At 62.3% G+C, this 25283-nt stretch carries 25 protein-coding genes and 1 pseudogene; 16 read left to right on the top strand and 10 right to left on the bottom strand.

Features of this window, described 5'->3' with window-relative positions; translation table 11 throughout:
• The first annotated feature begins 74 nt into the window (after window positions 1-74).
• The 3 genes from ACTCHC_RS02060 to ACTCHC_RS02070 are packed head-to-tail and all read left to right on the top strand — an operon-like array spanning window position 75 to window position 2004.
• Window positions 75-449 carry an EthD domain-containing protein gene (locus ACTCHC_RS02060; protein WP_463020785.1) on the top strand — a complete coding sequence of 125 codons (375 nt, stop codon included), beginning with the start codon at window positions 75-77 and terminating at the stop codon, window positions 447-449.
• Between the two features lie 10 nt (window positions 450-459).
• Window positions 460-1557 carry an alkene reductase gene (locus tag ACTCHC_RS02065; RefSeq protein WP_463020786.1) on the top strand — a complete coding sequence of 366 codons (1098 nt, stop codon included), beginning with the start codon at window positions 460-462 and terminating at the stop codon, window positions 1555-1557.
• A gap of 24 nt (window positions 1558-1581) precedes the next feature.
• Complete coding sequence (locus ACTCHC_RS02070; protein ID WP_463020787.1) at window positions 1582-2004, top strand: cupin domain-containing protein; 423 nt, start codon at window positions 1582-1584, stop codon at window positions 2002-2004.
• 65 nt (window positions 2005-2069) lie between these two features.
• Here ACTCHC_RS02070 and ACTCHC_RS02075 read toward each other — a convergent pair whose 3' ends face one another.
• Window positions 2070-3056: a 2-hydroxyacid dehydrogenase gene (locus ACTCHC_RS02075; protein ID WP_463020788.1), complete on the bottom strand. Its 987-nt coding sequence runs from the start codon at window positions 3054-3056 to the stop codon at window positions 2070-2072.
• A 121-nt stretch (window positions 3057-3177) separates the two neighbouring features.
• Here ACTCHC_RS02075 and ACTCHC_RS02080 point away from each other — a divergent pair, with 121 nt between their 5' ends.
• Together ACTCHC_RS02080 and ACTCHC_RS02085 are read left to right on the top strand one after the other, a co-directional pair.
• Entirely contained in the window at window positions 3178-3669 is a 492-nt protein-coding gene (locus ACTCHC_RS02080; RefSeq protein ID WP_463020789.1) for an SH3 domain-containing protein, read from the top strand.
• A gap of 90 nt (window positions 3670-3759) precedes the next feature.
• Window positions 3760-4614: a cation diffusion facilitator family transporter gene (locus ACTCHC_RS02085; RefSeq protein ID WP_463020812.1), complete on the top strand. Its 855-nt coding sequence runs from the start codon at window positions 3760-3762 to the stop codon at window positions 4612-4614.
• A 7-nt stretch (window positions 4615-4621) separates the two neighbouring features.
• Here ACTCHC_RS02085 and ACTCHC_RS02090 read toward each other — a convergent pair whose 3' ends face one another.
• From ACTCHC_RS02090 to ACTCHC_RS02110, 5 genes and pseudogenes are all read right to left on the bottom strand, one after another.
• Window positions 4622-6649, bottom strand: a complete 2028-nt coding sequence (locus ACTCHC_RS02090) for a M3 family metallopeptidase (RefSeq protein WP_463020790.1) — start codon at window positions 6647-6649, stop codon at window positions 4622-4624.
• Between the two features lie 92 nt (window positions 6650-6741).
• Window positions 6742-7632, bottom strand: a pseudogene (locus ACTCHC_RS02095) (HesA/MoeB/ThiF family protein); the annotation flags it as partial.
• Window positions 7620-8087, bottom strand: coding sequence for a dUTP diphosphatase (dut, locus tag ACTCHC_RS02100; RefSeq protein WP_463020791.1), 468 nt, complete (start codon window positions 8085-8087; stop codon window positions 7620-7622). The gene dut and the pseudogene ACTCHC_RS02095, both read right to left, overlap by 13 nt.
• Window positions 8084-9280 (bottom strand): bifunctional phosphopantothenoylcysteine decarboxylase/phosphopantothenate--cysteine ligase CoaBC, encoded by a 1197-nt coding sequence (gene coaBC, locus ACTCHC_RS02105; protein WP_463020792.1) that lies wholly within the window; start codon window positions 9278-9280, stop codon window positions 8084-8086. Before coaBC ends, dut begins: the two co-directional genes overlap by 4 nt.
• Before the next feature lie 78 nt (window positions 9281-9358).
• On the bottom strand, window positions 9359-10234 hold the full coding sequence (locus ACTCHC_RS02110) for an RNA polymerase factor sigma-32 (protein ID WP_463020793.1): 876 nt from the start codon (window positions 10232-10234) through the stop codon (window positions 9359-9361).
• 245 nt (window positions 10235-10479) lie between these two features.
• Between ACTCHC_RS02110 and ACTCHC_RS02115 the strand changes: the two genes are divergently transcribed.
• A complete protein-coding gene (locus tag ACTCHC_RS02115; RefSeq protein ID WP_463020794.1) occupies window positions 10480-11991 on the top strand; it encodes a YifB family Mg chelatase-like AAA ATPase in 1512 nt (503 codons plus the stop codon).
• Window positions 11992-12042: 51 nt separating this feature from the next.
• On the opposite strand, the gene gshB is transcribed toward ACTCHC_RS02115, so the two are convergent.
• From gshB to rsmI, 3 genes are all read right to left on the bottom strand, one after another.
• Entirely contained in the window at window positions 12043-12987 is a 945-nt protein-coding gene (gene gshB / locus ACTCHC_RS02120; RefSeq protein WP_463020795.1) for a glutathione synthase, read from the bottom strand.
• A gap of 69 nt (window positions 12988-13056) precedes the next feature.
• Entirely contained in the window at window positions 13057-13410 is a 354-nt protein-coding gene (locus ACTCHC_RS02125) for a YraN family protein (protein ID WP_463020796.1), read from the bottom strand.
• Window positions 13407-14306 carry a 16S rRNA (cytidine(1402)-2'-O)-methyltransferase gene (gene rsmI / locus ACTCHC_RS02130; RefSeq protein WP_463020797.1) on the bottom strand — a complete coding sequence of 300 codons (900 nt, stop codon included), beginning with the start codon at window positions 14304-14306 and terminating at the stop codon, window positions 13407-13409. Before rsmI ends, ACTCHC_RS02125 begins: the two co-directional genes overlap by 4 nt.
• A 61-nt stretch (window positions 14307-14367) precedes the next feature.
• Here rsmI and ACTCHC_RS02135 point away from each other — a divergent pair, with 61 nt between their 5' ends.
• Genes ACTCHC_RS02135 through murJ form a run of 3 tightly spaced genes read left to right on the top strand, consistent with a single transcriptional unit; the run spans window position 14368 to window position 19848 of the window.
• Window positions 14368-15534 (top strand): penicillin-binding protein activator, encoded by a 1167-nt coding sequence (locus tag ACTCHC_RS02135; protein ID WP_463020798.1) that lies wholly within the window; start codon window positions 14368-14370, stop codon window positions 15532-15534.
• On the top strand, window positions 15494-18313 hold the full coding sequence (locus tag ACTCHC_RS02140; RefSeq protein WP_463020799.1) for a [protein-PII] uridylyltransferase: 2820 nt from the start codon (window positions 15494-15496) through the stop codon (window positions 18311-18313). The genes ACTCHC_RS02135 and ACTCHC_RS02140 overlap by 41 nt, the downstream gene beginning before the upstream one ends.
• Window positions 18310-19848: a murein biosynthesis integral membrane protein MurJ gene (murJ, locus tag ACTCHC_RS02145; protein ID WP_463020800.1), complete on the top strand. Its 1539-nt coding sequence runs from the start codon at window positions 18310-18312 to the stop codon at window positions 19846-19848. Before ACTCHC_RS02140 ends, murJ begins: the two co-directional genes overlap by 4 nt.
• Here murJ and ACTCHC_RS02150 read toward each other — a convergent pair.
• A complete protein-coding gene (locus ACTCHC_RS02150; RefSeq protein WP_463020801.1) occupies window positions 19845-20531 on the bottom strand; it encodes a rhomboid family intramembrane serine protease in 687 nt (228 codons plus the stop codon). The two genes, murJ and ACTCHC_RS02150, sit on opposite strands and share 4 nt — an antisense overlap.
• Before the next feature lie 76 nt (window positions 20532-20607).
• On the opposite strand from ACTCHC_RS02150, the gene trpS reads away from it, so the two are divergent.
• From trpS to ACTCHC_RS02185, 7 genes are all read left to right on the top strand, one after another.
• Window positions 20608-21633, top strand: a complete 1026-nt coding sequence (gene trpS, locus ACTCHC_RS02155) for a tryptophan--tRNA ligase (RefSeq protein ID WP_463020802.1) — start codon at window positions 20608-20610, stop codon at window positions 21631-21633.
• A gap of 109 nt (window positions 21634-21742) precedes the next feature.
• Window positions 21743-22231, top strand: a complete 489-nt coding sequence (locus ACTCHC_RS02160; protein WP_463020803.1) for a VOC family protein — start codon at window positions 21743-21745, stop codon at window positions 22229-22231.
• Window positions 22232-22515: 284 nt separating this feature from the next.
• A complete protein-coding gene (locus ACTCHC_RS02165) occupies window positions 22516-22971 on the top strand; it encodes a universal stress protein (protein ID WP_463020804.1) in 456 nt (151 codons plus the stop codon).
• A 78-nt stretch (window positions 22972-23049) separates the two neighbouring features.
• Window positions 23050-23613 (top strand): NifU family protein, encoded by a 564-nt coding sequence (locus ACTCHC_RS02170; RefSeq protein ID WP_463020805.1) that lies wholly within the window; start codon window positions 23050-23052, stop codon window positions 23611-23613.
• Window positions 23603-24253 carry a tRNA (adenosine(37)-N6)-threonylcarbamoyltransferase complex dimerization subunit type 1 TsaB gene (gene tsaB, locus ACTCHC_RS02175; RefSeq protein WP_463020806.1) on the top strand — a complete coding sequence of 217 codons (651 nt, stop codon included), beginning with the start codon at window positions 23603-23605 and terminating at the stop codon, window positions 24251-24253. The genes ACTCHC_RS02170 and tsaB overlap by 11 nt, the downstream gene beginning before the upstream one ends.
• Window positions 24250-24690, top strand: coding sequence for a ribosomal protein S18-alanine N-acetyltransferase (gene rimI / locus ACTCHC_RS02180; protein WP_463020807.1), 441 nt, complete (start codon window positions 24250-24252; stop codon window positions 24688-24690). Before tsaB ends, rimI begins: the two co-directional genes overlap by 4 nt.
• A 58-nt stretch (window positions 24691-24748) precedes the next feature.
• On the top strand, window positions 24749-25283 hold a 535-nt coding region (locus tag ACTCHC_RS02185), incomplete at its 3' end, for a TSUP family transporter (RefSeq protein WP_463020808.1).

Genomic DNA, 25283 nt, shown 5'->3' on the forward strand with positions numbered 1-25283 from the left:
TGTTTCAGGTCAGAACGCATCCGGTCGACCTTGACATAATAACATACGTTTGTTTGTATATCGGCGGAGGCCCCATGATCAAGATCGTTTACGCGATTTTTCGCAGACCCGATATCAGCATCGAAGATTTCAGGACGCGCTGGATGCACGAACATGGCGACCTGGTTCTAAGACACGCCCGCGATCTGCGTATCGTTAGATATTTGCAAACGTTGCATACCCCGCATCCGCTGGAACAGATCATGGCGGCATCGCGTGGGCTGACGCCGAACCACCCTGACGGCATGGCCGAACTTTTCTGGGAAAATCAGGAAGATCTGGATTTCTCATTTAGTGATAAAAATGCGCGTGCGGTCTGGACAACATTATTGCAGGATGAAAAGCGTTTCGCAGATGTTGCCCGTTCCAGCCCCTGGATCGGGTCCGAGATACCGGTGTTGAATACCTGAAAGGCTTTGCATGTCCACGGATACACTTTTTGAACCCTTCGACCTGAACGGAACGACGCTGGCCAATCGCATCGTAATGGCCCCGATGACACGCAGCCGGGCCGAGCCGGGCGCCTTGCCCAGCGCTTTTGCCGTCGAATATTATTCTCAGCGCGCCGGGGCCGGGCTGATCATCACCGAGGCAATCGGCGTTTGCGATCGCTCGTTGGGCTATCTGCGCACGCCGGGGCTGTTTTCCGATGCTCAGGTGGAAGGCTGGAAGCACGTGACCGATGCCGTGCATGCAAAGGGCGGGCGCATCGCCGCCCAGCTGTGGCATGTCGGGCGGGTGTTTCATCCTGAAAACAACCCCGATTTTGTCAATGGCGTTGCCCCCTCGGCCATCCCCGCCAAAACCCGCATCTTCACACCTACCGGCCTCAAGCCCCCCCCCGTTCCGCAAGAAATGACCACCCAAGACGTGGCCCAGGCGGTCGAGGCCTTCGCCCATACCGCCGAAATGGCACTGAAAGCAGGGTTTGATGCGGTCGAATTGCACGGGGCCAATGGCTATCTGATCGAGCAATTCGCCTGCGACCAGACCAACCGGCGCGATGATCGCTATGGCGGGTCGCTGGAAAAGCGGCTGACGTTCCTGTGGGACATTCTGGATGCGATCATGGCGCGCGGCATTCCCCTGTCGAAAATCGGGGTGCGCCTGTCGCCCTTCGGCACCTGGAACGATATCGCCCAATCCGACCCCGAAGCCGTCTTTCGCGCCCAGATCCAGGGGCTTGAAGAACGGCATGTCGGCTTTATTCACGTGATCGAGCCTGTCGTTTCCGGCTCGGGCGACGCAAGCGATACCCCCCCGCCGGCCGATGTGGCGACCATCGCCCGCGGCATATATGGTGGCATATTGATCGTGGCGGGCGGCTATGACCGCGACCGCGCACAGGCGACGCTGGATGCCGGCAAGGCCGATCTGATCGCGTTCGGGCGCCCCTTCATATCGAACCCCGATCTGGTCAGCCGCCTGCACCACCGCCACCCGATCGCGGAAAGCAACCGTGACACCCATTACACACCTGGCGCCGAAGGCTATGTGGACTATCCCGTCTGGCAGTAAGCGCCCAAGACGAAAGGACCAGAAATGACCCAACCAATCCCCGTCGTCACCCGCAAGGGCCATGAAGACGCAACGACCGGCCAGTCAGGCGGCGCGCATCGTGTATCGGGGGTTGGCCCCCAACACACCCCCGCCACGAAAATCTGGTTCGGGCGCGTCAGCAATGAACCGGGTTTTCGGTCGGTGCCGCATCATCATGGCGAGGCCGAGACCGGCGGCTATGTGCTCAAGGGCCATGGCCGGATCTATTATGGCGAAGGCTACAGGGAATTCGTCGACATGACCGAGGGCGATTTCGTGTTCGTGCCCCCCTTCATGCCGCATGTCGAGGTCAACATGTCCACCACCGAAGATCTGGTTTGGCTGACCTGCCGAACCCCGGACAATATCGTGGTCAACCTGCCCGATGTCGCCGACGAGGAATTGCAAGGCTACGCGCGCGCCTGACCCGCCACAGCAAGATCGCAAAAGGCCGCCCACTGGGCGGCCTTTTGTATCGCGCCGGATGCGATTTACAGCATCGCAGGCACGACCAGATCAGGCGGCCGATGCCCATCGGCAAAGGTCTTGATATTGATGATGACCTTTTCGCCCATTTCTGCCCGCCCCTCGACAGTGGCAGAGCCCATATGTGGCAGCAACACGACATTTGGCAATTCGTGCAGGCGCGGGTTTATCTCATGCCCACGCTCGAACACATCAAGCCCGGCCCCTGCAATCTCACCCGCCCGCAGCATCCGGGTAAGCGCGTTCTCGTCGATCACCTCGCCACGCGAGGTGTTCACGATAACGGCTGTCGGCTTCATCAGCTTCAGACGCCGTGCATTCATCAGGTGAAAGGTCGATGGCGTATGCGGACAGTTGATCGAAATGACATCCATGCGGCTGACCATCTGGTCCAGGCTTTCCCACCAGGTGGCGTTCAGACCTTTTTCGATATCGGCATGAAGACGGCGACGGTTGTGATAGTGGATCTGCATGCCAAAGGCCTGCGCCCGTCGCGCCACGGCCTGACCGATGCGCCCCATCCCCAGTATACCCAGCCGCCGGCCACCGACGCGCCCGCCCAAAAGCGCGGTGGGCGACCAGCCCTTCCACTGGCCCGACTGCATCAGGGCCAGACCTTCGGGAATGCGCCGCGTCACGGCCAGCAACAGCGCCATGGTCATATCGGCGGTATCTTCGGTCACCACACCCGGCGTGTTTGACACCAGAATCCCCCGCTGGCGCGCCGTCTGAACGTCGATATGATCGACCCCCGCACCGTAATTGGCGATCAGTTTCAGCCGGTCGCCCGCCGCGCTGAGCATTCCCTGATCAATCACATCCGTCACGGTGGGAACCAGAACATCCGCCCGCTGCATGGCCGCGATCAATGCGTCGCGCGACAGCTTTTCATCGGCGACCGACAGTTCGACATCGAATAACTCTTTCATCCGGGCCTCTACGACCTCGGGCAACCGTCGCGTCACGACAACACTCAGGTGTTGAGCGGGCATCCGCGCCTCCCTGTTCTTTCCAATTGACGTCCTAACTGGCAAACTGTCCGAGAATGGGGTCAGGCACAAGACCCCGCGACAAAACGACAGCAGCGTTATTACACAGGCAGGTAGATCAAAGATGCGGGCGTTTCTGACGGTTCTGGCGGCTGCCATGTTTGCAGCCTGTGGTCTGGCGGCACAGGAACGTGGCCCCGAAACCGGGTTGCCCCTGCCGCGTTTCGTGTCGATGAAGGCCAGCGAAGGCTTTGCCCGCCACGGCCCCGGACAAACCCACAAGATCGACTGGGTCTACAAACACTCCGACCAGCCGCTGGAAATCATCGGCGAATACGGCCACTGGCGCCGGGTGCGCGATCAGGACGGCGCGGGCGGCTGGATGCATTATTCGCTGCTGTCGGGATCAAGAACCGTAATCGTGCAAACCGATCTTCTGCCGTTGCGGCGCTTGCCAGATGCCAGCGCCCAGATCAACGCGCGCGCGGAACTGGGCGTCGTGGCGAAACTTCTGTCCTGCACGCCGGACTGGTGCCGTATTACCGCCTCTCGTCAGACCGGTTGGGTGCCCAAAACCGAAATCTGGGGCGTCATCCCCGATGAAGTCATCGAATAGCCCCTCCCCCTTGCCCGCAACGGCGCACCGCGCTAGGCCAAGGCAAAGCTCGCGGATCAGGCCAGTATCGTGTCGCAGAACTCGACCTTCATGAACATTTCGGCCGGGTTGGCCTCGGTCACGGTGGCATTAGCGCTGGTGGCGCTGAAACTTTGGGCATTGGCGCAGACCCAATCTCTTTCGGTGGCGGCATCGCTGACCGATTCGGCGCTGGATCTCATGATCTCGCTGGGCGGGCTGGGCGCGATCATCTATGCTGCGCGCCCCCCCGACGACGACCACACCTTCGGACATTCTTCGGCCGAGGATCTGGCGGCGCTGGGCCAGGCGCTGTTCATCTTCGCATCAGCCGGGGTTATCGGCTGGGCTGCCGTGCGCCGCCTGACCCAGGACACCCCCGCCCCCCTTATGGCCGAAGGCCACGGGATCGTGGTGATGGGGGTTTCGATCGTGATGACCCTCTGTCTGGTTCTATGGCAGCGCCGCGTTACCCGTCGCACCGGCAACCGCATCGTTCAGGCCGACCAGATGCACTACCTGGGCGATCTGATCCCTAATCTGGGGGCGATCGCCGCGCTGTGGGCCTCGGCGCAATTCGGGTTTGAACGGCTGGACAGCGTCGTGGCCATTGGCGCCGCGCTGATGCTGGCCGTGGGGGCCTTTGGCATCGGGCGCGGCGCCTGGAATGCGCTGATGGATCGCGCCGCCGATCCCGCTGTAATCGCGGGCATCGAAAAGATCGCCGGCACCTGGCCAGGCGTGTATGGCTTTCACGATCTGCAAACCCGCACCGCGGGCAGCAAACTGTTCGTGAACCTGCATATCGAACTGGACGGCGATCAAAGCCTTACACAGGCCCATGCCATCGGCGCCGCCCTGAAACGCGCCATTATCGCCGCCTATCCCAATGCCGACGTAATCATCCATAAGGATCCGGCACGCTAAGCCATGTCTAAGCCGCCCCCGCCAGCCCGCGCCCCTTCAACAAGGCCTGAACCCCCGGCATTCGCCCCCGGAATTCGGTATACAGAACCTCTGCCTCCGCTGATCCGCCTGCCGACAGAATGAACCGCTCCAGCCGCTTGGCCGTGGCCGCGTCGAACGGCCCGCCCGCCTCTTCAAAGGCAGCAAAGGCGTCGGCATCCATCACCTCGGACCACATGTAACTGTAATACCCCGCCGAATAGCCATCGCCCGAAAACACATGCGCGAAATGCGGCGTGGCATGGCGCATCCCGATTGCATGCGGCATGCCCATCTGCTCCAGAACCTGCGCCTGTGCCACCATCGGATCGGCAGGCGGCGCCCCTTCGTGAAACGCCAGATCGACCATGGCCGACGCCACATATTCCACCGTCTGAAACCCCATGTCATAGGTCGCGGCCGCCAACAGCCGTTCCAGCATGTCGCGCGGCATCGGCGCACCGGTTTCGGCATGGGTGGCAAACTGCGCCAGAACCTGCGGCACCTCCAGCCAGTGTTCATACAACTGACTTGGCAATTCGACAAAATCACGCGCCACCGATGTGCCCGAAATCGACGGATAGGTGACATCCGACAGCATCTGATGCAGCGCATGCCCGAATTCATGAAACAGCGTGCGCGCATCGTCATAAGACAACAGTGCGGGCTGCCCCGCTGCCGGTTTGGCAAAGTTGCACACGTTATGCACGATGGGCCGCACCTCCCCGCCCAGCTTGCGCTGTGACCGGCTGGCCGAACACCAGGCGCCCGAGCGTTTCGATCCCCGCGCGAAATAGTCGCCGATGAACACCGCCATGTGGCGCCCGCCCCGCGTCACCTCCCAGGCGCGGGCATCAGGGTGATACAGCGGCACATCCAGCGGCGCGAAGTCCAGCCCGAACAACCGATGCGCCACGTCAAAGGCCGCCTCGATCATCCGGTCCAGTTGCAGATAGGGTTTGATCGCCGCCTCATCCAGATCATGCTCGGCCCTGCGGCGCTTTTCGGAATAGAACCGCCAGTCCCAGGGCTCCAGCCGCGCGTTGACACCATCGGCGTGCATCATCTGCTCCAGCACGGCGGCATCGGCCTGCGCCGCCGCCTTGGCCGGTGCCCAGACCTGCATCAGCAGATCGCGCACCCGCCCGGGCGTGCCCGCCATTTCGGTTTCCAACTTGTACGACGCGAAATCGGCATAGCCCAGCAATTGCGCCCGCTCATGGCGCAGCGTTAGAATCTCGGCCGCAATCGCGCGGTTATCGGTCTGCCCGCCATTGGCACCGCGCGCCACCCAGGCCCGCCGGGCCCGTTCGCGCAAATCGCGCCGGGTTGAAAACTGCAGGAACGGCACGATGATCGACCGCGACAAGGTGATAACCGGCCCGGCCAGCCCCTTGTCCTGCCCCGCGGCCCGCGCCGCCGTCACCACAAAATCGGGCAACCCCGCCAGATCGGCATCGGACAATTCCATGAACCAGTCGCGCTCATCACCCAGCAGATTCTGGCTGAACTGCGTGCCCAACACCGCCAGCCGCGACTTGACCGCCGTCAACCGGTCACGCCCTGCCCCCTGCACCTGCGCCCCCGCCCGCACAAACCCGCGCCGGGTCAGCATCAGAACCCGTGCCTGTTCCGGTGTCAGGCCCAGCGCATCGCGCCCCTGCCACAGGGCCTCTATACGTTCAAACAGCCCCGCATTCAGGGTAATCTCGGACGAATAGGCCGACAGTTTCGGCGCAAACGCGCGCTGCAAGGCCTCGCGCGCCTCGTTGCTGTCGGTGCCCGCCAGCGCATAAAACACGCCCAGCATCCGGTCCAGCCGCTCCCCGGCCAGTTCCAGCGCCTCGATGGTATTGGTGAATGTCGGTGCCGCGGGATTATCTGCAATCGCCGCAATCTCGGCGCGTGCCTGATCCATCGCGGCATCAAAGGCGGGCGCGAAATCGGCATCCTTGATCGCATCAAACGGGGGCAGGCCAAACGGCGTGGACCAGTCCGACAGCAGGGCATTTGTCATGAAAATCTCCTTCACTGGCCAAGCTAGGCACGGCACCGCCAAAGGTCCAGCCATGCCCTATCACCTTGGTGCAAATACTCGCGCCGCAGGCTTCAGACCTCGCCGGGCCCGCAAACCGGGCAATCCACACGCGGCGCAATGCCGATGGACCGGTTTTCACCGTAAAGCGCATCATAAATCAGCAACCGCCCGCGCAGCGATTGCCCCGCGCCGGTGATTTCCTTGATTGCCTCGACCGCCATCATCGCCCCCACCACACCGGGCAGCGCGCCCATCACGCCCGCCTCGGCACAGCTTGGGGCCAGCCCCGGCGCGGGCGCCTGCGGGAACAGGCATTGATAACAGGGCGCGCCGCTGGCCGGATGATACAGGCTGATCTGCCCTTCCCACTGGGTAATCGCCGCCGCGATCAGCGGCTTGCCCAGACGCGCAGCCACGGCATTGACCAGATAGCGCGTTTCGAAATTATCCGACCCGTCCAGGATCAGATTATACTCGCTGAACAGTGTTTCCGACTCACCTTCCTGCAGCCTGCGGTGATAGGGGCGCACGGTAACAAACGGGTTCAGCGCCAGCATCGCCGCCTTGGCGGAAAACACCTTGGGCATCCCGATCCGGTCATCGCTGTGGATGATCTGGCGTTGCAGGTTGCTGGCGTCGACCACGTCATCGTCGATCACACCGATGGTTCCCACACCTGCGGCGGCCAGATACAGCAACGCAGGCGATCCCAGCCCGCCCGCGCCCACCACCAGCACCCGCGCCGCCTTCAGCCGCTTTTGCCCCGGTCCGCCGACCTCTCGCAGCACAATGTGGCGGGCATAGCGGTCCAGCTCTGCCGGGCTGAAGGTGCCTTGGGTGGCCTGCACCACCGGTCGCGCCTGTTTGCGCAGCAGGCGCAACAGCGCCCAGTATCCGGCCACCAGCACCACGATGACCGTAACACCGGCCCAGATGCGCGCATCCCCCATCATCCCCGCCCGGTCGATCCGAACCCGCCCTGCCCGCGCGCGGTATCGCCCAGCGCACCCACCACCGTGAACCCCGCCTGCACCACCGGCGCCACGATCAGTTGCGCAATCCGGTCGCCATGGCCCACAACATAAGGCACATCACCCAGATTGATCAGCAGAACCCCCAGCGGCCCGCGATAATCGCTGTCGATCGTGCCGGGCGTATTGGGCAGGGTGATCCCATGCTTCAGCGCCAGCCCCGACCGGGGCCTTATCTGCACCTCATACCCTTGGGGAATTTCCACGCGAATGCCGGTGGGCGCGATCCGCCGTTGCATTGGTTCCAGCGTGAACCCCTCGGCGCGGATATCGGGCGGCAGGTTGGCGCGGATATCGGCCCCAGCGGCACCGGTGGTTTCATAAGATGGCAACGCCAGCCCGGTATCGGCCCAGTCTTCCCACAGGATGCGGATCACGGGGCTCATGTCAGCGCCTGCGCAATCTTCGCCGCCAGCCGGTTTGCCACCTGATCCTTGGCCATACGCGGCCAGGTTTCGGCCCCGTCTGCCGATATCACCGTCACCGCGTTTTCCGTGCCGCCCATGATGCCGGTCTCGGGCGATACATCGTTGGCCACGATCCAGTCACAGCCCTTGCGCACACGTTTGGCCGTGGCATGTGCGATCACATCATCGGTTTCGGCGGCAAAGCCCACGACCAGCGCCGGGCGGCCTTGCGTCATCTGGCTGACAGTGGCCAGGATATCGGCATTCTCGGTCAGGCGCAGTGCCGGAATAGCACCGCGGCCGTCCTTCTTGATCTTGCTGCCCGATCCATTGGCCACGTGCCAGTCGGCCACAGCCGCCGCGAACACCGCCGCATCTGCGGGCAATGCCGCCTGCACCGCCGCCATCATCTGCGCCGCGGTCTGCACCTTTTCAACCTGCACCCCCTCCGGCGGGGCCACATCGGCCGGGCCGGTAATGAACACCACATCCGCGCCCAGCGCTGACAGCGCGCGCGCCAGCGCCGTGCCCTGCGCCCCCGATGACCGATTGGCGATATAGCGCACCGGGTCGATCGGTTCATGCGTAGGGCCGGATGTCACGATGATGCGCCGCCCCTTCAGCGGGCCATCGGTCAGCGCCGATTCCACCGCCGCCACGATGGCCAGCGGTTCGGCCATCCGGCCCGGCCCGAATTCGCCGCAGGCCATATGCCCGTCATCTGGACCGACAAACAGGATGCCATCACCCCGCAGTGCGGCCACATTGCGCTGCGTCGCCGGGTGCTGCCACATCCGCACATTCATCGCGGGCGCCACCAGCACCCGCTTGTCCGTTGCCAGCAACAGGGTGGATGCCAGATCATCCGCCAACCCGTTTGCCATCTTGCCCATCAGATCGGCGGTGGCCGGGGCCACGACAACCAGATCGGCGACGCGCGACAGCTCAATATGGCCCATCTCGGCCTCATCCGTCAGATCGAAGAGATCAAGATACACCTTTTGCGCGGCAAGCGCCGATGCCGACAGCGGCGTGACAAACTGCTGCGCCGCACCGGTCAAAACCGGCGTGACCGTTGCCCCGCGTTCACGCAGCCGCCGGATAAGGTCCAGCGACTTGAACGCGGCAACGCCGCCGCCGATAATCAGAAGGATGTACTTTCCTGCCAGCATGGGCGACCCTTTCAAGGTTTCGCCCAATGTCTAGGACGCGACAGCGCGTCGCACAAGTCTGCGCCAAGATGTAGCGCGTCACAGCAGCGCGCGAACCTCGTCTGACTGGTCCTGCAGATGGCGGCGCATCTTGGCAAAGGCCCCTGCCTCCAACTGGCGCACGCGCTCTTTTGACAGGCCCATTTCCTGGCCCAGACTTTCCAGGGTGCGCGGATCATCGCGCAGTTTGCGATGATGCAGGATGTATCGCTCGCGCTCGTTCAATGCGGACATGGCCTTTAAAAGCCAGCCGCGCAATATGGCGGAATCATGATTGCGCTGCACCAGATCAGCGGCCTGCGTGCTGTCATCTTCCAGCGCCTCGATCCATTCGCGCCCCGTGTCATCCGATGATTGCACCGCATTCAACGAAAAATCCGCCCCCGCCATGCGCCCCTGCATCATTTCCACATCAGCCAGTGATACGCCGACCTCAGAGGCGATACGCTCGCGCAACTGATAGCCGTCAAGCACTTCGCCCCGGGCGCTGGCCTCGCGTTCCAGCTGGGCCTGAACCCGACGCATATTGAAAAACAGGGATTTCTGCGAAGATGTCGATCCGGTGCGCACCATCGACCAGTTGCGCATGACATAATCCTGTATGCTGGCCTTGATCCACCACACCGCATAGGTCGAAAAACGCACGCCCCGGTCAGGGTCGAACTTGTCGGCGGCCTTCATAAGGCCCAGACCGGCTTCCTGGATCAGATCGTTCATCGGCGCGCCATAGCGGCGGAATTTCATCGCCATCGAAATCGCCAGCCGCATATAGGCATTGATCAGCCGGTGCAGGGCGACCTCGTCGCGCCGGTCGCGCCACGCGAATGCCAGTTGCAACTCGGTTTCCGCGTCCAGAAGCTCGGCGCGCATCGCCCGGCGTATGATAAAGCTGTCACTGTTCTGGGCCTGTGCCATCGTCGCCCCCGACCATTAGCATCGACATGACTGTGCCGATTTCCTTACCGTTACGAAAGAGAAACGGGTCCAGTTCACAAAAAGTTGCCAGGACATTAAATTTTTTTGGCTCCTGTCATGCTGTTCAGGCGACATGGACAGGTTTGCGACCATGCAAAGGGCTTGCACCGCAAATGATCCCCCGCCCGTTAACGATTCGTAAACTCTGCTGTCCTAGCCGTTAATCAAACGGAAAAGAGGCAGGCATGGTCGCTCGCACCTATACGGTGGCGTTTGAAGGGGTCGAGGCGCGCCTGGTCGAGGTGCAGTGCGCCGTCACCCCCGGCCTTCCGGCCTTTTCGATCGTCGGCCTGCCGGACAAGGCCGTTTCCGAAGCCCGCGATCGGGTGCGCGCGGCCCTGTCGGCCATGGCGCTGGCGCTGCCCTCGAAACGCATCACCGTCAACCTGTCCCCCGCCGACATGCCCAAGGAAGGGTCGCATTTCGACCTGCCCATCGCGCTGGCCCTGCTGGCCGCGCTTGATGTCGTGCCGGTGGATGCGGTCGAACAGACAGTATCATTAGGCGAAATGTCACTGGATGGATCCTTGATCGCGGTGGTCGGCGCCCTGCCCGCCGCGATGGCCGCCGCCGAGGCCGACCGGATATTGCTGTGCCCGCGCGCCTGCGGCCCCGAGGCCGCCTGGGTGGGCGCAACCCAGGTTCTGGCCGCCGGGTCGCTGGCCGAGGTGCTGCGCCATTATACCGGCCAATCCGTGATGCCCGCCGCCGAACCCGGCGAGGTCATAACCAATGGCCAGATGCGCGACCTGCGCGATGTCAAGGGGCAGGAACGCGCCAAGCGGGCGCTGGAAATCGCGGCTGCCGGACGGCATCACATGCTGATGGTCGGCGCACCTGGCTCCGGCAAATCAATGCTGGCCGCGCGTATGCCCGGCATCCTGCCCCCGCTGACACCCGCCGAAGCGCTGGAAACCTCGATGATCCATTCGCTTTCGGGGCTGCTTTCGGAAGGGGGCATTTCACGCAGCCGCCCGTTTCGCGAACCGCATCACACCGCGTCTATGGCTGCCATCGTCGGCGGCGGCCGAGGCGCAAAACCCGGCGAAATCAGCCTGGCGCATAACGGCGTGCTGTTTCTGGATGAATTTCCGGAATTCCCCCGCGGCGTGCTGGAAACGCTGCGCCAGCCCATTGAAACCGGGGAAATCGTCGTTGCCCGCGCCAATGCCCATATGCGCTATCCCTGCCGTTTCCTGCTGGTTGCCGCAGCCAATCCTTGCAAATGCGGCCATCTGGCCGATCCGTCGCGCGCCTGCGCGCGCGTCCCGCTGTGCGGCCAGGATTACATGGGGCGCATTTCCGGCCCGCTGATGGATCGGATCGACCTTCGGATCGAAGTTCCCCCGGTGGCCTTCACGGATCTGGACCTGCCCGAAACAGGTGACACCAGCGCCCAGGTCGCCGCCCGGGTCGCCCGCGCCCGCGAAACCCAGGCCCGGCGCTTTGCCGATTATGGCCCCATCCGAACCAACGCCGATGTCGAAGGCCGCCTGCTGGAACAGATCGCCGCGCCCGACACCGAGGGCCGCGAATTGCTGACCCGCGTCGCCGAACGGTTTGGCCTGTCTGCGCGCGGCTATCATCGCATCCTGCGCGTGGCCCGCACCATCGCCGATCTGGATGGCTCGCATGATGTATGCCGCCCCCATGTCGCCGAAGCGGCAAGTTTCCGGCTGGCTTTCAGGCCCGACTGACGACAGGGCCCCTTTGCGATGACCCTGGTCAGACAGAAGGCAAGGCTGCCGTCATTCGGCGCGCTTCGCCTCGATCACCTGCCAGATGCGTTCGGCAGAATTGGTCCCGTCAAAACGCTCCAGTTCCTGAATGCCGGTGGGTGAGGTCACGTTGATCTCTGTCAGGTAATTGCCGATGATATCAATGCCGACGAATATCTGGCCGTGATCGCGCAGGGTCGGGCCGATGGCGGCGCAGATCTCCAGATCCCGCGGGGTCAGTGTAACCTTTTCCGGCCGACCGCCCACATGCATGTTCGACCGCGTTTCACCCACCTGCGGCACACGGTTGATCGCTCCGACAGGCTCGCCATTCACCAGAATCACCCGCTTGTCCCCCTTGCTGACATCGGGCAGGAATTTCTGAACGATCAGCGGCTCGCGGCTCATGCCTGTGAACATTTCATGCAGCGAAGCCAGATTGCGGTCATTCGGATCCAGCCGGAACACACCTGCACCGCCATTTCCGTAAAGCGGCTTGAGGATGATATCGCCATGTGCCTGCTTGAAGGCCCGGATCGTCGCCAGATCGCGCGCGATCATTGTCGGCGGAATAAGATCCAGAAACTGCAGCACCAGCAGCTTTTCCGGGAAATTGCGCACCCAGAACGGATCGTTGACGACCAGCGTCCTGGGGTGAATGCGCTCCAACAGATGGGTAGTGGTGATATAGCCCATGTCGAAGGGCGGATCCTGGCGCAGCCAGACCACATCCCACTCGCCCAGATCAATCTCGGCCTCTGCGCCCAGCGTGAAGTGATCGCCCTTGACACGCCGTACACTCAACGGCCACCCACGCGCCTTGACCCGCCCGTCTTCCCAGAACAACCGGTCAGGCGTGTAATAAAACAGTTGATGTCCGCGCTTCTGCGCCTCTTCAGCGATACGAAAGGTGCTGTCGGCATCGATATTGATCGGACCGATCGGATCCATCTGAATGGCGACTTTCAGCGACATAAGATACCCCCCTGCCAATACAGGGAACTACATGACCCGACCAGAACGGGGTTGCAATGGGAACTTCACTCAGGCCGCGAAGGCATTCTCCAGGATCTGGATACCACCCCCGCCATCGACCAGCGCCACATCGAAACGCATCTCCGTCAATTGCCCCTTTGGTTCTCCGGCGACAAATTCACTGGCCGCCATCATGATCCGTTCCATCTGGCGGCGGCTTACGCGTTCGGCGGCACGGGCGAAGCTTTTGCTCTTCTTGACCTCGACGAAGATCAACGCATCGCCATGCCGGGCGATAAGATCGATTTCACCACCGGCCCCGCGCCAGCGGCACTTGTCGATGACAAATCCACGCCCGACATAATTACGCGCTACACTGTCTTCTGCGGCACGCCCCGCATGATATGATACAGTTCCGCTCATCCGTCACGCTCCAGTTTCAGCGCCGCTTGGTAAACTTGGCGCTTGGGCAGGTTAAGGGCCTTGGCAACCTCAGCGGCCGCATCCTTGACCGTGTTGTTCATCAGCGCCCGCGCCAAAGCCTTGTTCATCATGTCCTCATCCGCGATGGCCTGCGGGGCACGGTCGACAAGCACCACGATTTCCCCCTTCAGGGTCCGGTCCGCCAGATCCTGTTGCAACATGGCCAGGCTTCCGCGCAATACTTCTTCGAACTTCTTGGTTAATTCCCGACAGATTGCTGCCTCTCGCTCTTCCCCCAGACAATTCACCAAATCACCTAATAATCCATTAATGCGCTTGGGGCTTTCATAGATTGCCAGCGTCGCCTGGCATTCGGCCAGTTCGGTGATCCACGCCCGCCGCGCAGTGCGGGTGGTGGGGGCAAACCCGGCGAACAGCACCCTGTCGCTGGGCAGGCCGGAAACGGTCAGCGCCGCCAGCAAGGCCGAAGGGCCCGGCGCGCTTGTCACCGTGAAACCTGCGGCGATTACCGCCCGGCCCAGCCGATAGCCCGGATCGGCCAGAAGGGGGGTTCCGGCCTCGCTGACATAGGCCACGGATTTCCCGGCGGCGATATGGTTCAGGATCCTGTCCCGTTCGGCAGGGCCTGAATGATCGTGATAGGCCATGATGGGCCTGTCCCCGACGACAATGCCATGAATGCGCATCAGGTGCCTGGCCGTGCGCGTGTCTTCAGCCGCGATCACATCGACCGAGGCCAGGATGTCGAGCGCGCGCAATGTAATGTCACGGGCCGCGCCGATCGGGGTTGCGACAAAATACAGGCCGGCGGCCAGGGGGGCAATTTCGATCTTCACCTTGGGTTTCCTGTCCTGTCCGACATTTACTTGGGGCATGGAACCGCATAGGTTCGGGCCGAGTTTGACGAGTAGCGCCCCTATTCAGAGAGAAGTGTTCATGTTCGCCGTTTTCCGCATTGTCCGCAAGCCGCTTGCCGCTATTGCCGCGCTTGTCATCGTCGCCGCCTGTGATGGTGCGCCGCTTGGCAGCAGTGGCCCTATGATCAATACCCGCAATGCGGTGCCCGTTGCGCTTCTGGTGCCGGGGGGGTCGGGGCAGCCCGGAGATGATCTGATCGCGGCAAGCCTTGAAAATGCGGCACGCCTGGCGATTGCGGATCTCGGCGATGTGCAGATAGATTTGCGGGTCTATAACACCGCCGCCAGCCCCGCACAGGCCGCCGCCGTGGCGACAGAGGCCGTTCGGGATGGTGCGAAAATCATACTCGGTCCGGTTTATGCGCAATCCGCCAATGCCGTGGGCAAGGCTGTCGCGGGGCGCGGCGTCAATGTTCTGGCCTTTTCCAACAATGCCGCGATCGCGGGGGGCAATGTCTTTGTTCTGGGCCCCACGTTTGAAAACACTGCAAACAGGCTGGTGCGGTATGCCGCCGCGCAGGGCCGCAACCGCGTGCTGACCGTGCATGACAATACCGTGGCCGGCCAGATGGGACGCGATGCCATCGCACAGGCCATTCTTGCCGCCGGATCGACCTCGACCGGCATCGCGTCATATGAATTTTCGCAAAACGGTGTCATTGAAGCCGTGCCCACCATCGCCGATCTGGTCAGGACAACCGGCACGGACACCATTTTCTTTACGGCCGATACGGCCGGTGCCCTGCCGTTGCTGTCGCAGCTTCTTGTCGAAAATGGCATTGACCCGGCGATCACCCGCTTTGTCGGTCTGACCCGCTGGGATATTCCACCCTCGACGCTGGCATTGCCCGGTGTTCAGGGCGGATGGTTTGCCCTGCCCGATCCGGCGCTGCAATCGCAATTCGGATCACGCTATCAAATGGCCTATGGTGCGGCACCTCTGCCCATCAGCGGTCTGGCCTATGATGGGATCGCCGCCATCGGTGCGCTGGTCAAACAGGGCAAGGCCGATGCCCTGACCACAACGGCCCTGACGCAAGGCGCCGGTTTCGCGGGGGTGAATGGCGTATTCCGCCTGTTGGCAAACGGCACGAACGAGCGCGGCCTCGCAGTCGCGGAAATCCGCAATAATCAGGTAGTTGTGATTGACCCTGCCCCAAGAAGTTTCGGCGGCCCCGGTTTCTGACCCGGCCCTCCCTGTTACTGCCGCCCCGCAACCGGACAACCTCATTTGCCCGGCGCAGGATATTTTCGACACCGGGCTGATCACGCAAAAGCTGATTGCCGCCTCCACCTCGGCCGAGGATGATCGCCAACGCCGGGCGGCGGCTGTCGCCATCTTGTCACAGGCGCGCGAGGCCGGGAACACGGCCATGCAAAAGGCCTTTACGGCCCGCCCGCTGGCCGCGCGCGAGCTTGCTCGGTCATACTCCTATCTCACCGACGGGATCGTGCGCGCGACACTCGACTATGTCGTTAGCCGGTTACATCCGCTGAACACCCCCACCGGCGGAGAGCGCCTGGCGGTATTGGCTGTTGGCGGTTATGGCCGCGGCGAAATGGCGCCGCATTCCGATGTCGATCTGCTGTTCCTGACCCCCTACAAGATTACCCCCTGGGCCGAAAGCGTGATCGAATCCATGCTGTATATCCTGTGGGACCTTCGTCTGAAGGTAGGGCATGCCAGCCGCACGATCCGCGATTGCCTGCGCCTGGGGCGCGAAGACTATACGATCCGCACAGCCCTGCTGGAGCTGCGATATCTGGGCGGCGACCAGCCGCTGACATCCGAGTTGAAAGACAGGCTGTGGACCGAATTGTTCAGCACCACCGCCGCCGATTTTGTGGAAGCCAAGCTAGAGGAACGCGCCGAACGCCATCGCAAGCAGGGCGGCCAGCGTTACATGCTGGAACCCAATGTCAAGGAAGGCAAGGGCGGGCTGCGCGACCTTCAGTCACTGTTCTGGATCGCGAAATATATTCACCGGGTCGATACCAGCGGCGCATTGGTCAGCCTTGGCATGTTCACCCCAAAGGAAATTCGCGAATTTGACAGCGCGGAAAACTTCCTGTGGGCGGTACGCTGCCATCTGCATCTGATCGCTGGGCGGGCGATGGATCAGTTGACCTTTGACCTGCAAGTCGAAGTGGCCGATCGCATGGGCTATATCGACCATGGCGGGCGACGTGCGGTCGAACATTTCATGCAGGACTATTTCCGCCACGCCACCCATGTCGGCGAATTGACCCGCATTTTTCTGACCGCGCTTGAAGCCAGCCATGTCAAGAAAGAGCCCGCGCTGATCGGTCTGTTCCGTCGCAGGCGCAAGGCAAAGGAAGGCTATCGCATCGTCCAGAACCGCCTGGACGTGGCAGATGAAAAGACCTTCTTCAACGACCGGCTGAACATATTGCGCATCTTCGAGGAAGGCCTGCGCACGGGCACGCTTATTCACCCCGATGCGATGCGGCTTGTCGCGGCAAACCTGCACCTGATCGACGATGCGATGCGCACCGACAAGGAAGCTCAGCGCATCTTCCTTGATCTGATGCTGAAACATGGTGATCCGGGGCGCGCGCTGCGGCGCATGAACGAATTGGGGGTATTATCTGCCTTCATCCCTGAATTCGAACCGATCGTCGCCATGATGCAGTTCAACGTCTATCACCACTATACGGTCGACGAACATATCATCCAGTGCATCACGGTCCTGAACCAGATCGAACAGGGCGACTTGGCCGAAGAGTTGCCGATTGCCGACCGGATCGTAAAGGCGGGGATAAACCGCAAGATACTCTATGTCGCGCTGTTGCTTCACGATATCGGCAAAGGCCGTAAAGAGGATCACTCGGTTCTCGGTGCCCAGATCGCGCGGCGGGTCGCACCCCGACTGGGTCTGAAGCCGGCCGAATGCGAAACGGTGGAATGGCTGGTGCGCTATCATCTGCTGATGTCAGACATGGCGCAGAAGCGCGACATATCCGATCCGCGCACCGTGCGCGGCTTTGCCAAGCTGGTAAAAACCAAGGCGCGGCTTGACCTGCTGACGGTATTGACAGTGTGCGACATTCGCGGCGTGGGCCCCAACACCTGGAACAACTGGAAGGCCCAGTTGCTGCGCAATCTGTATCGCGAAACCGAAAACGCGCTGGAAAACGGGATGGAAGCCCTGAACCGCGAAGCGCGCGAAACCGAAGCTAAGAAAGCCCTGCGCGAAGCGCTGGCCGGCTGGGACAAGAAAGACCTGCGCGCCGAGATCGCGCGCCATTACGGACCCTATTGGCAAGGTCTGCCAACCGCCACCCAGGTGGTGTTCGCCGAATTGCTGCGCGGGATCTCGGACACGGAAATCCGGATCGACCTGAAACAGGACACCGATCGCGATGCCACACGCGCCTGTTTCGCACTGGCCGATCACGCGGGGATATTTTCACGCCTGGCGGGCGCGTTGGCGCTGGTGGGCGCCAATGTGGTCGATGCGCGCACCTATACATCCAAAGATGGCTATGCCACCGCCGTTTTCTGGATACAGGATGCCGAAGGCGCGCCCTATGAAACCAGCCGCCTGCCCCGCCTGCGCCAGATGATCTCCAAGACCCTGCGCGGCGAGGTTGCCCCGCGCGAAAAGCTTGTCGATCGCGACAAGATGCCCAAACGCGAGCGCGGCTTCCGCTTTCCGACAACCATCACCTTCGACAATGAAGGATCCGAGATCTTCACCATTATCGAGGTCGACACCCGCGACCGTCCTGGTCTGCTCTATGATCTGACCCGCGTTCTGGCGCGCAGCAATATCTATATATCCTCTGCCGTGATCGCGACCTTCGGCGCGCAGGTCGTGGACAGCTTCTATGTCAAGGACATGTTCGGGCTGAAGCTGCATTCGGCCTCGAAACAGGCCGCGCTGGAAAAGAAACTGATCGCGGCCATCAATGCCGGCGACGAGCGGGCGCGCGCGCAATGAAGCCCGTACGGCTGATGTCGGGGTTCCTGACCGTGGGCGGCTGGACCCTGGCCAGCCGTGTGGTGGGCTTTGCCCGCGATGTACTGATCGCCGCCTATCTGGGCACCGGCCCAGTGGCCGAGGCGTTTCTGGTCGCCTTCTCTTTGCCCAATACCTTTCGCCGCTTTTTTGCCGAAGGCGCGTTCAACACCGCCTTCGTGCCGATGTTCTCCAAGAAATATGAAGCTGGCGAAGACCCGCGCCGTTTTGCCGAAGACGCATTCGCAGGACTCGCGGCGACCGTCCTGCTGGTCAGCCTGATCGCCATGGCGGCCATGCCCTGGCTTGTTCTGGCCATGGCCAGCGGTTTTGCGGGCGATGAACGCTTTGATCTGGCCGTGCTCTATGGGCGGATCACCTTTCCCTATATCCTGTTCATCTCGCTTGCCGCGCTTTTGTCCGGCGTGCTGAATGCGGGCGGGCGTTTCATTGCGGCGGCGGCGGCGCCGGTCCTGCTGAACGTATTCTTCATCGCGGCCATGCTGATTGCGCATGATCGTGGCTGGGACATGGCGCTGACGCTGTCCTGGGCCACGCCGATCACCGGGTTTGCCCAGGCCACGCTGGTCTGGATTGCGGCGGCGCGCATGGGTTATCCGCTGCGCCTGCGCCGCCCGCGCCTGACGCCCGACATGCGCCGGCTGCTGATCATTGCCGGGCCGGCCGTTCTGGCCGGTGGCGTGGTGCAGATCAACCTTCTGGTGGGTCGCCAGGTGGGCAGTTTCTTTGACGGGGCGATCGCCTGGCTGAACTATGCGGACCGGCTGTATCAACTGCCGCTGGGGGTGGTCGGCATTGCCATTGGTATCGTGTTGTTGCCCGATATTTCACGCCGCCTGAAGGCCATGGATACGGTCGGCGGCCGCTATGCCTATAACCGCGCCACGGAATTCAGCCTGGCGCTGACGCTGCCTGCCGCCATTGCGCTGATGGTGATTCCGGTGCCGCTGATCGGTGTTCTGTTCGAACGTGGGGCGTTCGGCCCGACAGACACGATCTTTACCGCCCAGACGCTGGCGGTTTACGGCGCGGGCCTGCCAGCCTTTGTTCTGCAAAAGGTGCTGCAACCACTTTATTTCGCACGTGAAGACACCCGCACGCCCTTCCGGTTCGCGCTGATATCAATGGTGGTGAATGCGGTGGTGGCGGTGGGCCTGGCCCCCTTCATCGGCTTTATTGCGGCGGCCCTAGGCACGACCGTCGCGGGATGGGTCATGGTGGCCCAATTGTGGTGGGGCACCCGCACCATGGGCGAGGCGGCACAGTTAGACGCCCGCCTGAAGGATCGCCTGCCGCGCGTTTTGCTGGCCTCTTTGCTGATGGGGGCAGGGCTGTATGGTCTGCAGGTCTTGCTGGCGGCACCGCTGGCGGCACCCGGCCAACGCTATCTGGCGCTGGCAGCGCTGGTCGTGGCGGGCATGACCATTTATGCGCTTTTGGTGATCGCCCTGGGTGGTATGCGGCGGGCCGATCTGCGGTCGGCAATGCGGCGCTAGCGTCTGCGCAGCCGCGCCACCGCCCGCGCCCAGCCGCCGGGGCTGACAATGAATGACAGCCCGAACCCCGTAACGAAGCCAGCCAGATCGGCGACCCAATCACGGCTGCCGCCAAAGATCACGCCGAACAGCAGCTGTATCCCCAGCAAAGCGGCAATCAGGCTGAAGGCACGATACTGGTTGTCGCCAGTCATCCCCAGCCGCACCCACAGCAAGAAGGTGAAGGCCCCGATCATCCCATAGACGCCGGGATAGCCCCCCAGCAACGGCGCCGGGTCGTTCAGCAACACCCCATAAGCGAGCGCCCCCATGATTGACGCCCCGAAAAACACCGCCAGAACCGCCCAGGGCCGAAACACTTCGGCCACCATCTTGCCCAGCGCCAGCAGGAAGACCACGACGAATACCGCATGGGTAAAGCTGCCATGCACAAAGGGATAGGTCACGAACCGCAGCATTTGCGATGGCGGAAACACCCCGCTGGCCAGCATCCAATCCAGCACCGCGCCCGAAAACGCATAATCCTGCACCGCCGACAGGCGCCAGCCGACGGCCCCCGGACCGCCGACAAATCCGCGCGCGCCCGCGTTGAAGGCCAGTTCGATCAGCGCCACAGGCGCGACCAGCAGCCAGATGACCGGCGGGATCGGGTTGATCGGGGAAGCGTCGGGATCACGGTGCATGTCGGGCCTCTGGTTGACGGGCTGTTCCGCCATGGGTAAGCGAACCACAGCAGGATTTCCAGACGGAGAGCGCATCATGACCGCCACCCCCCATACGCCCCGCGTCTTTTCGGGCATCAAACCGTCTGGCGGGCTGACGCTGGGCAATTATCTGGGCGCGATCAAGCGTTTCGTGGCCGCCCAGGGCCAGGGTGTCGAAACCATGTTCTGCGTCGTCGATCTGCACGCGATCACCGTCTGGCAAGACCCCACAGATCTGCGCCACGCCACGCGCGAGGTGGCGGCGGGCTATCTGGCCGCCGGGATAGATCCGGCACAATCCATCCTGTTCAACCAAAGCCAGGTGTCCGGCCATGCCGAACTGGCCTGGCTGCTGAATTGCGTGGCCCGCATGGGCTGGATGAACCGCATGACCCAGTGGAAGGAAAAGGCCGGCAAGAACGCCGAAAAGGAATCATTGGGCCTGTTTGCCTATCCGTCGCTGATGGCGGCCGATATTCTGCTGTATCACGCCACCCATGTGCCGGTGGGCGAGGACCAGAAACAGCATGTCGAACTGACCCGCGATATCGCGGCAAAGTTCAACCATGACTATAAGGTACCCGATTTCTTTCCCCTGCCCGAACCGGTAATCGAAGGCCCGGCGACACGGGTGATGAACCTGCGCGATGGCACCAAGAAGATGTCCAAATCGGGTGAAAGCGATATGGAACGCATCAACATGACCGATGATGCCGACACGATTTCCAAAAAGTTCAAAAAGGCCCGCACCGATCCCGATGCCCTGCCCGATACCTATGGCGCGCTGAAAGACCGCCCCGAGGCCCGCAACCTGGTCGATATCTATGCCGCGCTGTCCGACATGACGCATGACGCAGTGATCGCCGAATATGCCGGCGCGGGCTGGGGCCGGTTCAAACCGGCGCTGGCCGATCTGGCCGTGGACAAGCTGGCCCCGATATCGGGCGAAATGGCCCGACTGATGGCCGACCCGGCGGAAATCGACCGCCTGCTGGGCGAAGGTGCCGACCGCGCCCGCACCATCGCCACGCCGATCCTGGAACGGACATTCGATATCGTGGGGATGGTGCGGGCGCGCTGAGCACCCCGCCCCATTCTGTGCAAAAAAGAACGATTCACCTGCATTTTAGGGCACTTTCGCGACTTCGTGCACAGGCCTATCTTGGATACATCATCCAAGAGGGTTCATCATGTCCAATCCTGTCCATCCCGACACCCGCATCGGGCATATCCATCTGAAAGTTGCCGATCTGGAGCGCGCCATCGGATTTTATTCCGGTGTGCTGGGGTTCGAGCTGGTGCAACGCTATGGCAGCCAGGCCGCGTTCCTGTCGGCAGGTGGCTATCACCATCACATCGGCCTGAACACCTGGGAAAGCCGGGGGGGCACACCGCCGCCCGCAGGGCATACCGGCCTGTATCACACAGCCTTTCTGTATCCGGACCGCGCACAACTGGGCGATGCGGTGGCACGGGTTCTGGCGGCGGGTATCGCACTGGATGGGGCCGCCGACCACGGGGTAAGCGAAGCCGTTTATTTGCATGACCCCGATGGCAATGGCGTGGAACTGTATCGCGACCGGCCGGAACCGGAATGGCCGCGCAATAAGGATGGCTCATTGGCGATGCACAACGCCCCGCTGGATATTCCCGCGCTGCTGGCGGAACGGGCGCGCTGATCTTCACGAAACGGAATCGAAACCGTCACCAAAAGGTTTCGTCAAGCGGCTAGCTTGTCTTTGGCCGGTCGTCTGTCCATTGGCCTGCCCCGGGGGTCAGTAGCTTTTCCCCAAGCCCGGTGTGATCTTCCCCGATCCGCCCCCGCAAGAGCCGACGCCTGTCGAACACCCCGTCGATTGCGTCCGCGCCCCCGGTTTGCCGCCGGGGGCGTTCTGCATCTTTGCAGGCGGCAGTTGCCTAACGATGCGGCCTCGTCCATCATCGCTGCACAAAGGGGTGGAACATGCGTAAATTCCTTGTCGTTCTGGATGACAGCCGCGAATGCCTGAACGCGATGCGCTTCGCCGCGATGCGCGCACAGAACACGGGCGGCGGCGTGCTGATCATATCGGTGATCCCCCCCGAAGAGTTCAATCACTGGCTTGGTGTCGGTGATCTGATGCGCGACGAGGCCCGCGACCGGATCGAGGCCCATTATCAGGTCTTCGCCAAATGGATGCGCGACCGCCATCAGATCGACCCTGAACTGGTCATCCGTGAAGGCGAGCCCGTCGATGAAATCCTGGCTCAGGTCCGCGACGATCCGTCGATCGGGGTTCTGGTGCTGGGTGCGGCCAGCGACAAAAAGGGCCCAGGCCCGCTTATTTCGCAGATGATCAAAAGCGCGGGCAGCCTGCCGGTGCCACTGACCATCGTGCCGGGCGATCTGTCCAAGGAGCGGCTGGAAGCGGTTACATGAGTAATTTAGAATAGTTCCAATTATTGACTTTCGTCGCCCCAAGGGGCATATCCGACCTATCCAGTAAGGAAAGTCGCCATGTTCATTCAAACCGAATCCACACCAAACCCGGCCACGCTGAAATTTCTGCCCGGTCAGGCTGTGTTAGAGGCCGGAACCGCCGATTTCCTCACACCCGAGGCTGCGGCGGTGTCACCGTTGGCAACGCGCCTGTTTGCAGTGGCAGGCGTGCGTGGCGTGTTTTTCGGCAATGATTTCGTAACTGTCACCAAAGACGACGCGACCGAATGGGATCATATCAAACCCGCTTTGCTGGGCGCGATCATGGAACATTACCAATCCGGCCAGCCGGTGATGCAGGGCGAGGCCGCCCCCGCGGGCCATACCGATCACGATCACGGCGAAGACAGCGAGATCGTCAGCCAGATCAAGCAGTTGCTGGATACCCGTGTGCGGCCTGCCGTGGCACAGGATGGCGGTGATATCACCTTTCACGGGTTTGAACGCGGCGTGGTCTATCTGCATATGCAAGGCGCCTGCGCCGGCTGCCCGTCTTCGACGCTGACCCTGAAAATGGGAATCGAGAACCTGCTGCGTCATTACATCCCCGAAGTGACCGAGGTGCGGCCCGTTGCCGCCTGAACAACTTGTTCTGGGCTTTGATACATCGGCCGCGCATTGCGCGGCCGCTTTGCTATCGGGCGACCAGGTATTGGCACATGCGCATGAAGACATGACCAAGGGTCAGGCCGAACGCCTGTTCCCGTTGCTGCAGGATCTGCTGGCACAGGCCGGTGCCAGCTGGAGCGATCTGTCTGGTCTGGGCGTGGGCGTTGGGCCGGGCAATTTTACCGGCATCCGTATCGCGGTTTCGGCGGCGCGCGGGCTGGCCCTGTCGCTGAACATACCGGCGATGGGCGTTTCCGCCTTCGACGTGCTGACATTTGGCAATGACCGGCCCATTCTGGCCTGTGTGGATGCCCGACGCGGGCAATCCTATGCCTATTGTCGCGAATACATTGCGCCGCCCGCCGTGATTTCGCCCGACGCCTTTCCCGCCGAACTGGTCGATACCGGCCTGGCGTGCATAGGCCATCAGGCAGACATCTATACCATGATGACTGGCGGGCCCGCCCTGGCCCCGCAATGGCCTGTGGCGCAGGCTGTTGCCCGCATCGCCGCCCGGCGCGCCAGCCCGACCGCGCCGCGCCCCGCACCGCTTTACATTCGCGGCGCGGATGCCGCCCCCAGCGCGGATCGCCCCCCGGTGATATTGCCGTGACACCCGATATGCTGGCCGCCCTGCATGCCTTGTGCTTTGTCACGCCGCGCCCTTGGAACGCAGCCGAATTCACGGCAATGCTGCAAGGCCCCGGCGTCTTCCTGACAGGGAATGAAACCGGCTTTGCACTGGGCCGCGCCATCGCGGGCGAGGCAGAGCTTTTGACGCTGGCCGTGCATCCCGATCATCGCCGTTGCGGTCTGGGACGCGAACTGCTGACAGCCTTTGAAACGCACGCGCGCCAGCACGCAGCCGCCACCGCCTTTCTGGAAGTCGCAGCCGACAATCTGGCGGCAATCGCCCTTTACCGCCGCGCGGGCTTTGGTCAATCCGGTGTCAGGCGCAGCTATTACCATCGTCCGGGCGGGGCGGCAGTTGACGCAATCGTCATGAACAAGGCGTTGTCCCGGCAAATCGGCGCATCCCACAAGGATTAAGGCGCGCCCGCCCACTTTGGCCTTTGCCCAGCCGCAGCGCCGGGTTTAGGAATGAATCATGCAGCTTTATCTTCCCATTGCCGATGTATCGGTCAATCTGTTCCTTCTTCTGGGGCTTGGGGGGATTGTGGGCGTTCTTTCGGGCATGTTCGGCGTCGGCGGCGGATTTCTGATCACGCCGCTTTTGTTTTTCATCGGCATCCCGCCTGCGGTTGCCGTTGCCACCGGCGCCAACCAGATCGTTGCCTCCTCCGTATCGGGCGTGCTGGCCCACCTTCGACGAAAGACGGTCGATCTGAAGATGGGATCGGTTCTTCTGGCTGGCGGGTTGGTTGGATCCGGGATTGGCATTTATATCTTCAACCTGCTGGCCCGGATGGGGCAGGTCGATCTGCTGGTCAACCTGTGTTATGACATCGATCGCGCCGACGGTTCGCTCCAGCGTCTGATCGGCCTCGTCGAACGTCGCGGCTTCCACATCGACGGCCTCTCGCTCAGCGACGAAGGCGCGGGGCGCCGGGTCGAGATGGCCGTGCGCGGCCGAGATGCGGCGCGCTGCACCGAGACCCTGGGTCGTCACATCGACAAGCTGT

The sequence above is a fragment of the Actibacterium sp. genome, from assembly GCF_055134745.1.